We start from the raw sequence: 12,376 nt of genomic DNA on the forward strand, positions 1-12,376 counted from the left end.
GTGCCCGCAGGCGTCACCGGTTTTGCCGTCACCGTGCCAACCCTGACCGACTCCATCAATGGTGAGCCGATCGAGACCCTGGGCCTGACCATCGGCGGCGTCCAGGGCATCGGCGGCATCGTCGATATCGATCGTCCACCGGTCAACACCGTCCCCGCGGCACAGACGACGCTGGAAGACACCAACCTGGTGTTCTCGGGTGCGAGAACCATTACGGTGGCCGATGTCAATGGAGGCTCGTTGACGACGACTATCTCGGTAGGCAATGGCACCCTACTGGCGGTGACCGGTGGTGGCGCCACGATCACCAATAACGGCACAAGCACGGTGACAATCAGTGGCACGGCAGCGCAGATCAATGCAGCGCTGAACGGGCTGGCTTACAGGCCGACCGCTGACTACAACGGTCCAGCAACATTGACGGTTGCGACCAGCGACGGCACAGCAACGGACACCGATACCGTGGCTATCACGGTATCGGCAGTGGTGGATATTGCGAGCGACACGATCACGACGCTCGAAGACACTCCCATCACGTTTAACCCGATCACGGGCACCAACGGGGCCAGCCCAGACAATTTCGAGAATGCTGGACGTGCGGTTTCCGCCATCAACGGGACAGCAATTACAGTGGGCGGCTCAGTAGTGGTGACCGGCGGCACGGTGACGCTCAACGCAGACGCGACACTGACCTACACGCCGAACCTGAACTACAACGGCGCCCCAAGCTTTACTTACACCGTTTCCTCCGGTGGCGTAAGCGAGACGGCAAACATCAATGTCACCGTGGCTGCTCGTGTCGGTCTGAGCGTGCAGGACGTCCAACACTGGACCTTCAACGAAGGCAGTGGCACGACGACCACCAACATCTATCCGACGCCGGATCAAACTGGCACACGCACAGACGGCATCGCTGGCGGTACGAACCTCAGCCCTATCTTCACCTCCAGTGGTCACGAAGGCTCCGGCATGCAGTTCAACGGCATTTGGTCCAACACCAGTAGCACACGGGACGGAGGTTACGTAGCCTTGCCCACTTCCGTGACCAACCCGCTGCGCGGCGACGGCGCCGGGGCGGGTAGCGCGTCCCTGGTTTTCTGGATCAACACCACACAAACAGGTGGGACTATCGGATGGAACTCACCCAGCGTGATTGGCATGGAGAACAACGGTGGAACTGTCGACGTGCAATGGGGCTGGTTGAACAACACAGGGCGCATCGGATTCGGAATGGCCGACGATGCGGGCATCATGAGCACCAACCCGGTGAATGACGGCGCATGGCATAACGTGGCAATCAACCATAACTTCCAAACCGGCGCAACCGAAGTGTGGGTAGACGGAATTCTCAACAGTACAGGCACACTCCAGGCTGGCGCAATCATGCCGAACAACTTCCTGGGCTTCGGTGTCACGGCAGACGATGGTGCAGCCACCGATCGCTACTTGAATGGCAAACTTGACGACGTGCGCATCTACAACCGCGTGCTGACATCGTCGCAAATTCAGGCCATCTATGCGGTTGAAAGTACCAACTTGGGCGCCAGCGCCGTGCTCGACAATGATGGCGGTCCTGTACGATTCACCGTCACGGCGACCGACTATTCGCAAATCACCGTCAGCGGGGCTCCCATAGGGGCTACTTTGACCGACGGAGGCACTCACTCGACCCTCATCACAACGACGGGACAGGTGGTTGACATCACAGGCTGGGTTCAATCGGAACTGGCGGTAACCGGTCTTGGCACGACCTCTGCCATGCTTGAGGTCACAGCCACCGGCGTAGTGGCGGGCGACTCGACCACTCAGTACATCAACATCGTCACCGGTAGCACCGTATTTAACGGCAGCGCCGCCGCCAACACCCAGACTGGAACTGCGGCATCGGAATTCTTCTCGGGCATGGGCGGGAACGACACCATCAACGCGGGCGCCGGCGATGACCGCGTCTTTGGCGGTATTGGCAACGACACCATCAGTGGAGGCACCGGCAAAGACGTCATCGTCGGTGGCGTGGGTAACGACACCATGACGGGCGGCATCGTCGGCACCGCCGATTCTGATTCAGACGTATTCATCTGGTCTCTTGGCGACGCGGGAACTACGGCTACACCTGCCGTCGACACCCTTAATTTATTCACCACAGGCACTGCAGCCTCAGGCGGTGATGTGCTTAATTTAAAGGATTTGTTGACCGGCGAAGCAAACAACGGGACAAGCCTGGACAACTACCTGCACTTCAACTTCGCCGGCGGCAACACAACGCTGTATGTAAGTACTACGGGTGCATTTGGTGACAACAACCTGGTTGCGACCAACCCAGCAACAGTGACCAATAATGATGTCCAACAAATCGTGTTTACCGGTGTAAACCTTACATCAGGCTTCACATCGGATTCACAGGTCATCAATGACCTGATCAGCAAAGGGAAGCTGATTACGGACTGATGTATCGCTAAGTCATGCGCTCCAAGGAGTGGCCTGCTTGTGCAGGCCACTCTTTTTTAATCGGCTATGTCGCGAATAGCGGGGCCGGTTGCACCATCAAAACCCAAGACCTTTAGCGCTTCACGTTCTGCCAGGGTTGCCACGCCTTCAGCAATCACCTGCAGACCAATATTGTGGGCAATGCTGCACAGTCCTTTAAGGAATGCCTGGTTGCCGGCATTGCTATCGACGCCTCGAATGAAACTTGAATCCACCTTCAGATAGTCCAAGCCCAGATCATGCAGCAATCCAATCTGGTCGAAGTGATATCCAAAATGTTCAAGGCCCACGCGGCAACCAAAGACTTTAAGTTGACGACACAAATTACGAAAAACGCCGAGATGCTTCAATGCCCCGGTTTCAGCCACCTCTATCCACAGGCGAGGCGTCTCATTTCGTTGCGAACCCAGCAATTGCAAAAGTCTTGGGAGAAATTCTGGATCGGCCATCGAACTGCCAGAAAGATTGATGGCCAGGCCAACCAGTTCCGGATGTGCGTGCAACTCCTGAAGCCCCAGAGAAACAGCGACCAAATCAAGTTCGGGTGTCAGCCTGAGGCGCTCCGCAACAGGCAGAAAACGGCTCGCAGGCAACCAGTCGCCTTTTCCATCAAACATCAATCGGAGCGGACATTCACGGTGCATCAGTCCACCTGTTAGCCCTGCGACGGGAAAGGAAACAAGGCGCACCCAACGCTCGTCAAGCGCCTGACGGATCATTGTTGACCATTGCTGGGCCGTCAGAGGGAGCTGATCATCCTCGACCTGCACCTCGCAAACAGCATTAACCCCACCCGCTTGAGCACTGGCCAAAGCCCCGTCAACACGGGCAAGAAGGGTTCCGAGCTCCATCCCGTGGCCAAATTGTCCAACGCCGATCCACGCGGATGCATCATTTTGAACAAAGGGAGCAGCGACCTCGATCAGGTCTTTCAACAAGGCTTCGGAGATGGTCAGGCCATGCTCCTCGCCCGGAAGCATCACAGCAAAATCAGCGCCATTGAGCCGCCCACCCAGGCCCCCGCTGTACCCGGCAGTCCATCGACGGATGGTTTCAGCCGTACGCACCAAGAAGTCATCTGTGGCAGCCCGACCCAGGCGATGGTTGACGCCAGTCAGGTCAGCAAGGCGAACCAGAAGAAGTGCCCCCCCTGAAGCGTCTTCTGCATCCTCGACATCAAGTGATTGTTGCAATCGGGCCATGAAATGACTTCGATTGGCCAACCCGGTCAATGCATCGCAATTGGCCTCGCGGCGCATCACCTCCAGCCTTGCCGCCTCCTCGTCAAACATGGACTTCAATCTGCTGACTGTCGCGTTCATGGCCACCGCCAGTTGCCGAAGCTCCGGCACTTCCGGCTCCTCAATCGTGACGAAGCGCCTCTGGCTGATCGCGTTGGCTTGCCCAATGACGGCATCCAGAGGACGACGCAAACGACGCAACACCAGCGAGCCAAGATAGCCCCCGACGAGCCCGGCCAAGGTCAGGGCCATGACCATTTCATACGCACTCTTCCAAAGTGCACCGTAAGCAAAACGGCTGTGGCTGGCCAGCGTCACCATCCCCACCTGCTTCCAGCCATTGCTGATCTGGGCCTGACCAGACTCAGCCTTGATCGGCAGCATCCGTGCAAACCAGTCGGGCGCATCCGTCGCCCCCGCGGGTGCAACTCTCTCGACCACGACTTTACCTACAGGATCGGTCACACGAATCCACTCATAATGCCCGCCGTCAAACAACGAGGCAACAGCCAGCTCGACCATCGTGACATCCGGGTTGCTCAGACTAAGGGACAGCGCCAGCGCCGTGGCGTTGTCTGTGTTCTTGATGGAAAGCTGGGATTCAAGATAGCTGCGAGCACTCACAAGCGACGCGAGCAGCCCCCCACCCAGCGCCAGCAACATGCTGGTAATGATGGCAAGCCAAAGCTGACGATACATCGACATGGTGTTAATCCTCAATCAAACATCTTCATTCAAATCCTTCAGCGCGAGCGCGCTTCAACAGATCTTCCCAACGTGACAAACGACCGATGCCACCTATCTTCACATCACCTTTGCCAGGCGCACCCGTGAACACGCCTTCATTGTTAAAGCTGAAAACGGGTGAGAGATCAGGCCGACGGGATGCTGGCCGTATCTCGCTGATCAGATTGTCCAGTACCAGAGGCTCGGCATCCGGTTGCGCGTAGTACGCCAACACCATATGGGCCTGGGCGGACGCCACGTCCCCCGTGCCGGTCCGCGCGCGGACATAAACCAGGCGAAGTTTTTCGGGCGCCACGCCCACAAGGCGAAGCGTGAAGTACTTGGCGATCACGAAATCCTCGCAATCGCCGCGACCCAGGCCCAGCGTTTCCAATAGGGTTGCCCAGTAATCGGGTTGCCCCCAGATGACGGGGTCGTCCCCAAACGCAATCTGTCGGTTGAAGAATTCATTAACCCGTGTCATGCGCTCAACATCGGTTCCGCCTCCGCCTGCCGCGACCAAACTACGCCAACTCTGAAATCGCTGTGCCGCCACGTTGCCGCCGCGCTGGACGACCACCTCAAGCATCCGGTCAAAATCTGGCGCGGAATAGGACCACGATCCAAGCAGCAAGGCCAGCACAGTTCCCAGCAGCCATGACCTCACCCGGCCCCCGATGATCCCTACCGCAAGTCCTCGCCGAAAAAGGTGACCACTCAAAAGGCTTTCGTCCAATCAATCGTAAAAAATATGCAAAAAGGGGAATACCGTGGAGAAAGTCGCTGATTTACAGAGACATATTGTTACGTGTCACTCTATACTTCTTGCGATTAGCCCCTTGACAGACTGGTACTACACGCCAATCACAGCATGTAACTCCATGGGCATTGATAAATATCCATTGGACCAACATGATCTTAAAGCCATATCTACTCGCATTTGCCGCCGTTGGGCTGACTTTTGGGCAGGCCTCGGCACAGGCCCCCGGCACACTCAAAGACGCCGTCGAACGGGCCGTTTTGCAGAACCCAGAGGTAAAACTCAAGTATCAAAACCTGGAAGCGGCCCGAGGTGAACAGGATGCGGCCAAGGGAGGCTGGCGTCCCCGCGTCGATGTGGAAGTGAGCACCGGTCGACAGAGCACACTGACCCCAGCTTTGTCGTCCTCTCTCTCCTACACAGGATCCACTGCCTCTATTCAGCTGCGCCAAACCCTGTTTGACGGGTACGCAACCGCCAGCGATGTTCGTCGGCTCGGCCACAACCGGCAGGTCGCCTACTATGAACTGCTCAGTGCGAGTGATCGGCTCGCGCTTGAAGCGGCCCAGGCCTATCTGGATGTTCAGCGCTATCGCGAAACGCTGGCGTTGGCACGGGACAACTACGCCACCCATGCGGATGTTCATCAAAAGATCGGTAGCCGTGTTTCAGCAGGCGTGGGCCGTCGCGTGGATCTGGAGCAGGCTTCAGGCCGCATGGCCCTGGCCGAGTCCAATTGGTTGACGGAAGCCAGTAACTTGCATGACGTATCGGCCAGGTACCAACGATTGACCGGCGAAATCCCGGCCCTGGACCTGGCTCCCGGCCCCTCCCTGGATAAATTTTTGCCCGCTCGCACCCATTTATTGGCCGACTCCATTGCGAACAACCCGGATTTTCTGGCGTCTGTCTCCACCATCCGTGCATTTCGGGCCGATGCCGATTTACGCCGTGCAGCCAACTGGCCCACACTGGAGCTGCGCGCCCGCCAAAGCCTGGAGCGTAATCAAAGCGGCATTGCTGGCGACTACCGTGACAGTGCACTGCAACTGGTTCTGAATTACAACCTGTACCGAGGCGGGGCGGACAGCGCGCGGATTAACCAGTATGTGGCGAAACTCAATGCCGCTTACGAACTGCGGGACAAAGCCTGCCGGGATATTCGACAAACCAGCCAAATTGCCTACAACGACATTGGACGTCTGGAACAGCAGATTACTTTTCTTGCACAACACGAATTGTCGACGTCCAAAGCGCGGGAAGCCTACCGCCAGCAGTTTGACATTGGCCAGCGTTCACTGCTGGACTTGCTGGACACAGAAAACGAGCTGTTCCAGGCACGCATTGCACTGACCAAAGCCGAGTACGACCTTCGTTTGGCAAAAATCAGGGTCCTCGCCACCTCTGGCACCTTGTTGAATGCCTTGGAGCTTCGCCCTATCGACAACGAAGCCCCGCCGGCACCCGGCGGCAATGACAACGATGACGATCTCATGCGCTGCAGCACCGAGCTACCCGCCATGACCGTGCTCGACAAGGCAAGCCTCCCCAAGGTTGAAGTGGCGCAAGCCATTGTTTTGCCCCCCGCCCCGCGCGTTACGCCGGCCACTCCCACGCCAACAACCATGGGAGACTGCAAAAAAGTCCCTCAAGCCGTTGATGGATGGGTGGACGCGTGGAATCGCAAGGACGTCAATGCCTACTTGGGCGCCTACAGCAACAAATTTATTCCCGCCAAGGGCATGAGCCATGCCGCCTGGGCGGACTTGCGAAAGAAACGAATCAGCAAGCAAGGCGACTTCAAGGCCGTTCTCGGGAATGTTCGACAACTTCGTTGTGAAGCCAATGCAGCCGAAGTCGCATTTACACAAACATACGGCTCGGTCGACTACAAGGATGTTGTTGAAAAAACACTTTCGCTTGAGTTCACCAACGGCGCCTGGCGCATCACCCGCGAAACGGTCACCCAGGGCAAGACGTATTGACCAAGACCAAACCTGGGTTTTCCCCGTAAAAAAGCCCGCAACGTTGGACGTTGCGGGCTTTTTTACCGATGTACACACAAAAATGAAGGGCCTCAGCACTGAGGCTGCGACCCTTTATTTAAGAATCCTGGGTAACCTGCTCTCAGAACGGGATGTCGTCATCCATATCGTCAAAACCACTCGAAGGCTTGGCCTGCGCCGGCGCCTGACGTTGCGCCGGGGCTGCCGCTGCAGGCCGTGACGCCGGTGCGGGGCGCGAATAACCGCCGTTAGAGCTTCCATCATCGCCAGACGGTTCGCCCATGCCCTCACGGCCACCCAGCATCTGCATTTCATTGGCGATGATGTCGGTCGCGTACTTCTCGACACCATCCTTGTCAGTGTACTTGCGCGTCTTGATGCGGCCTTCCACGTACACGGGACGGCCCTTCTTCAGATACTGACCGACGATCTCAGCCAGCTTGCCGAAGAAGGTCACGCGGTGCCATTCGGTCTCCTCGACCATCTCGCCGGTCTTTCCCTTGTACTTGCTGCTGGTGGCAATCGTGATATTGGCCACCGGCTCACCGCTGGGCAGGTAACGGATTTCGGGGTCGCGCCCCAGATTGCCGACCAGAATGACTTTGTTAACAGATGCCATGGTTTTTCCTTACTCTTAATCAGTTGAGGACAGCGCGGGAAGTCTGTCCGGCAATTTACGCCAATTTGATTGATTATCCCGCCTTTGCTGCCAGCGCTGACGCGCCAGCCAGCGGAGCCCGCATGGGCCAGGCCACGAGCAGCCACAGCAACATAACGCCGGTACAGACCGCGAACAGGCCCTGCGCGCCCAAGTGCTTGACCAGCCAGCCGCCCATCGCGCCACCCACAAAAAAGCCCAGCGACTGCAGCGTGTTGTAAACCCCCATGGCCGCGCCGCGGGCATGAGCCGGCGCCACGCGCGACGCCATGCTCGGCTGACTGGCTTCCAGCACATTAAAGCCGCAGAAAAACACAAACAGCAGGCCCGCTAACGCGCCAACGCTCGGTTCGCCCGAAGCCACCACCCAAAAACCCGCCTGCACGAGCGCGATCAGACCGACGGCTGACAAAAATACCGCTCGCAGGTAGCCCCGCTTCTCCAGTGGGAACAAACTGGCGCCCATCACAAAAAATGACGCCAGCACAGCGGGCAGATAAACCCACCAGTGGTGCTCACGCGAAAGGCCAGCCTGCACCAGCAGGGCCGGCACGGCCATCCACATGGCCAGCTGCACCGCGTGCAGCACAAACACGCCAAAATTCAGGCGCAGCAAGGCGGGCAATCGCAAGACGTCCATCACACGGCCACGCGGCAGGTTTTTATGCTGCAGTGGCTCGGGCGGCACCCACCAGATCACCACGGCAACGCCCGCCAGCGCCAAGCCACCGGTCATGGCAAACAAGCCGGCAAGTCCGGTATGGGCCACCAACAAAGGGGCCACGACCAAGGAGAGCGCAAACATCAGCCCGATGCTGGCACCCACCAGCGCCATGGATTTGGTGCGCACCTCGTCGCGGGTTTGATCCGCCAGCAAAGCCGTCACCGCCGCCGAGATGGCGCCTGCGCCCTGCACGGCACGGCCGATGGCCAGCCAGGTCAGGCTGGGCGCCAGGGCCGCCACAAAACTGCCGACAGCGAACACCGCTAGGCCAAATACGATCACGCGTTTGCGCCCCAGCCGGTCAGACGCCAGTCCGAACGGGAATTGCAGCAGGGCCTGGGTCAGGCCATAAATACCCATGGCCAGGCCAATCAAGGCAGGATCGTCACCGCCGGGGTACTTGCCGGCTTCAATCGCGAATACCGGCAAAATCAGGAACAGCCCCAGCATGCGCAGGGCAAAAATAGTGGCCAGTGAAAAACTGGCGCGCCGCTCGACGGGCGTCATCACGCTGGCAACCGCGGCGCTTTTTCCAGCCAAGGGGGGATCAACTTGAGGCAAAACAGGGTTCTCCAACACACAATGCCGCGAACGACCACGGCAGCTGATGGACTGAATTGTCCCCGATCTGACCCACGCCCGAACCCGCCCGCGTGCCGACGTGGCTATCTTTCACTATCATGGTAGGTTTTCCCGAGCACATTTCACCTTGAACTCTCCCTCCGACGGCACCTACCTCGCGGCAGCCTTGCAGCAGCAGAGCATCAGCATTCGCGGTGCACGCACCCATAACCTCAAGAATATTGATCTTGATATTCCGCGCAACCAGTTGGTCGTCATCACCGGCTTGAGTGGGTCCGGCAAGTCCAGCCTGGCGTTTGACACCCTGTACGCCGAAGGCCAGCGCCGCTACGTGGAAAGCCTCTCGACCTATGCGCGGCAGTTTTTGCAGCTGATGGACAAGCCCGATGTGGATGTGATCGAAGGTCTGAGCCCGGCCATCTCGATCGAGCAAAAAGCCACCTCGCACAACCCGCGCTCCACCGTGGGCACGGTGACCGAGATTCACGATTACCTGCGTTTGCTGTTTGCCCGCGCCGGCACGCCCTTCTGCCCCGAGCACGATCTGCCGCTGCAGGCCCAAACCGTCAGCCAGATGGTGGACGCGGTGCTGGCCCTGCCCGCGGAGACCCGACTCATGATTCTGGCGCCGGTGGCGCGTGAAAAGAAGGGCGAGTTTCTTGACGTGTTTGCCGACATGCAGGCGCAGGGCTACGTGCGCTTTCGGGTCAATGGCCAAGCCTACGAATTTGACAACCTGCCGCAGCTCAAGAAAACCGAGAAGCACGATATTGACGTGGTGATCGACCGCATCAAGGTGCGCCCGGACAGCGAGCTGCAGGCCAGAGACCAGCTCCGCCAGCGCTTGGCCGAGAGTTTCGAAGCCGCCCTGCGGGTGGCCGGCGGTCGCGCCATTGCCCTTGAAATTGATAGCACCCCACGCAATGACGACGAGGGCTACAGCCCAAAAGAGCACTTATTCAATGCCAAATTCTCGTGCCCGGTGTGCAGCTACTCCATCAGTGAGCTGGAGCCGCGCCTGTTTTCCTTTAACTCGCCGGTGGGCGCCTGCCCGTCCTGTGACGGCTTGGGCATGCAGGAATTTTTCGACCCGACACGGGTGGTGGCCTTCCCAACGCTCAGTCTGGCCAGCGGCGCCATCAAGGGCTGGGACCGGCGCAACGGCTACTACTTTGCCTTGCTGGAGAGCCTGGCCAAACACTATAAATTTGACATCGACCAGGCGTTTGAATCGCTGCCGGGCGAGGTGCAAACCGCGGTGCTGCAGGGTTCGGGCGAGGAGGACATCAAATTCAGCTACGTGATGGACTCGGGCGCCTCCCAAGGCAAAAAGGTCAGCAAAAAACATCCGTTTGAAGGCATCATCCCCAATATGCAGCGGCGCTACAAGGAGACCGACTCGGCCCTGGTGCGCGAAGACCTGTCGCGCTACCGCAGCACCCAGCCCTGCCCCGAGTGCGCGGGCTCGCGGCTGCGGCGCGAGGCCCGGCACGTCAAAATTGGCGACGGCGCGCAAGCCCGCGCTATTTTCGAGATCAGCCGCTCCACCCTGCGCGATGCGCACGCGTACTTCAACAGTCTGCAGATGCAGGGCGCCAAGGGCGAAATCGCCGGCAAAGTGGTGCGTGAAATCGGCTTGCGCCTGAAGTTTCTCAATGACGTGGGCCTGAACTACCTGAGCCTGGACCGCAGCGCCGAAACGCTCAGCGGCGGCGAGTCGCAGCGCATTCGCCTGGCCTCGCAAATCGGCTCCGGCCTGACCGGCGTGATGTATGTGCTGGACGAACCCAGCATCGGCTTGCACCAGCGCGACAACGACCGCCTGATCGACACCCTGAAACACCTGCGCAACATCGGCAACAGCGTGCTGGTGGTCGAGCACGACGAAGACATGATGCGCGCCGCCGACCACATCATCGACATGGGCCCCGGTGCCGGGCTGCATGGCGGACGCGTGATGGCGCAGGGCACGTTTGACCAGGTGAAAGCCAACCCGAACTCACTCACGGGCCAGTACCTAGCACAAACGCTGAAAATTGCGGTGCCCAAGCGCCGTACACCCTGGCTGCCCACGGTTCATGCGGCCCATTCGGGCGACAAATACAAGTCGGCCCACCATGCACCCAGCCCGGCGGCCGCGCGCCGGGCCGAGCGCGAGGCCAACCACCTGGCCACACAAGGCGACATGCAATGCCTGCGCGTCATCGGTGCCAGCGGTCACAACCTGCGCGGCGTGACGGTTGAATTCCCGGTCGGCCTGTTCACCTGCGTGACCGGCGTGTCCGGCTCGGGCAAATCCACCCTGGTCAATGACACGCTGTACACGGCGGTGGCCCGCACGCTGTACCGTGCGCACGACGAACCGGCAGCACACGAAGCCATCGAAGGCATCGAGCATTTCGACAAGGTCATCAACGTCGACCAATCCCCGATTGGCCGCACGCCACGCTCCAACCCGGCGACCTACACCGGCCTGTTCACGCCGATTCGCGAACTGATGGCCGAAGTGCCGATGGCGCGCGAACGCGGCTACGGCCCGGGGCGCTTCAGCTTTAACGTGACCGGTGGCCGCTGCGAAGCCTGCCAGGGCGACGGCATGGTGAAGGTGGAGATGCACTTTTTGCCCGACGTCTACGTGCCCTGCGACGTCTGTGCCAGCAAGCGCTACAACCGCGAAACGCTGGAAGTACTCTACAAGGGCAAGAACATTGCGCAAATCCTCGACTTGACGGTCGAGGCTGCCTACGAATTCCTCAAGGCCGTGCCGACCATCGCGCGCAAGCTGCACACGCTGCTGGACGTCGGACTAAGTTACATCCGCTTGGGCCAAGCCGCCACCACGCTCTCCGGTGGTGAAGCCCAGCGCGTCAAGCTGGCGCTGGAGTTGAGCAAACGCGACACCGGCCGCACACTCTATATCCTGGATGAACCGACCACCGGCCTGCACTTTGCCGACATCGACCTGCTGCTGCGCGTGCTGCACCAGTTGCGCGATGCCGGCAACACCATCGTGGTGATCGAGCACAACCTGGACGTCATCAAAACCGCCGACTGGCTGATTGACATGGGGCCCGAGGGCGGCGCGGGCGGCGGCCAAGTGGTGGGCGTGGGCACGCCGGAAGACATTGCCGCCAACCCGGCCAGCCACACCGGGCGCTATTTGAAGCGCTTGCTGTGAGGATTGACAGAACG

7 protein-coding genes are annotated in these 12,376 nt (G+C 59.4%); 3 read left to right on the top strand and 4 right to left on the bottom strand.

Annotated features, from left to right (window positions below; translation table 11 throughout):
- On the top strand, window positions 1-2,448 hold a 2,448-nt coding region (locus C5P05_RS19215), incomplete at its 5' end, for a beta strand repeat-containing protein (protein WP_157979397.1).
- A 56-nt stretch (window positions 2,449-2,504) separates the two neighbouring features.
- On the opposite strand, the gene C5P05_RS19220 is transcribed toward C5P05_RS19215, so the two are convergent.
- Together C5P05_RS19220 and C5P05_RS19225 are read right to left on the bottom strand one after the other, a co-directional pair.
- The gene (locus C5P05_RS19220; RefSeq protein WP_114971450.1) at window positions 2,505-4,433 is read right to left on the bottom strand and encodes an EAL domain-containing protein; all 1,929 of its coding nucleotides are present in this window, start codon (window positions 4,431-4,433) and stop codon (window positions 2,505-2,507) included.
- A 25-nt stretch (window positions 4,434-4,458) separates the two neighbouring features.
- A complete protein-coding gene (locus tag C5P05_RS19225; protein ID WP_232834583.1) occupies window positions 4,459-5,190 on the bottom strand; it encodes a transglutaminase-like cysteine peptidase in 732 nt (243 codons plus the stop codon).
- A 176-nt stretch (window positions 5,191-5,366) separates the two neighbouring features.
- Between C5P05_RS19225 and C5P05_RS19230 the strand changes: the two genes are divergently transcribed.
- Window positions 5,367-7,199 (top strand): TolC family outer membrane protein, encoded by a 1,833-nt coding sequence (locus tag C5P05_RS19230; protein WP_114971452.1) that lies wholly within the window; start codon window positions 5,367-5,369, stop codon window positions 7,197-7,199.
- Window positions 7,200-7,341: 142 nt separating this feature from the next.
- On the opposite strand, the gene ssb is transcribed toward C5P05_RS19230, so the two are convergent.
- Together ssb and C5P05_RS19240 are read right to left on the bottom strand one after the other, a co-directional pair.
- Complete coding sequence (gene ssb, locus C5P05_RS19235; protein WP_114971453.1) at window positions 7,342-7,839, bottom strand: single-stranded DNA-binding protein; 498 nt, start codon at window positions 7,837-7,839, stop codon at window positions 7,342-7,344.
- Between the two features lie 73 nt (window positions 7,840-7,912).
- The gene (locus C5P05_RS19240; RefSeq protein WP_114971673.1) at window positions 7,913-9,109 is read right to left on the bottom strand and encodes an MFS transporter; all 1,197 of its coding nucleotides are present in this window, start codon (window positions 9,107-9,109) and stop codon (window positions 7,913-7,915) included.
- 202 nt (window positions 9,110-9,311) lie between these two features.
- Here C5P05_RS19240 and uvrA point away from each other — a divergent pair, with 202 nt between their 5' ends.
- The gene (gene uvrA / locus C5P05_RS19245; protein ID WP_198674791.1) at window positions 9,312-12,362 is read left to right on the top strand and encodes an excinuclease ABC subunit UvrA; all 3,051 of its coding nucleotides are present in this window, start codon (window positions 9,312-9,314) and stop codon (window positions 12,360-12,362) included.
- Window positions 12,363-12,376 lie beyond the last annotated feature (14 nt).

The organism is Rhodoferax ferrireducens, assembly GCF_003347515.1.
Classification (GTDB): Bacteria; Pseudomonadota; Gammaproteobacteria; order Burkholderiales; family Burkholderiaceae_C; genus Rhodoferax.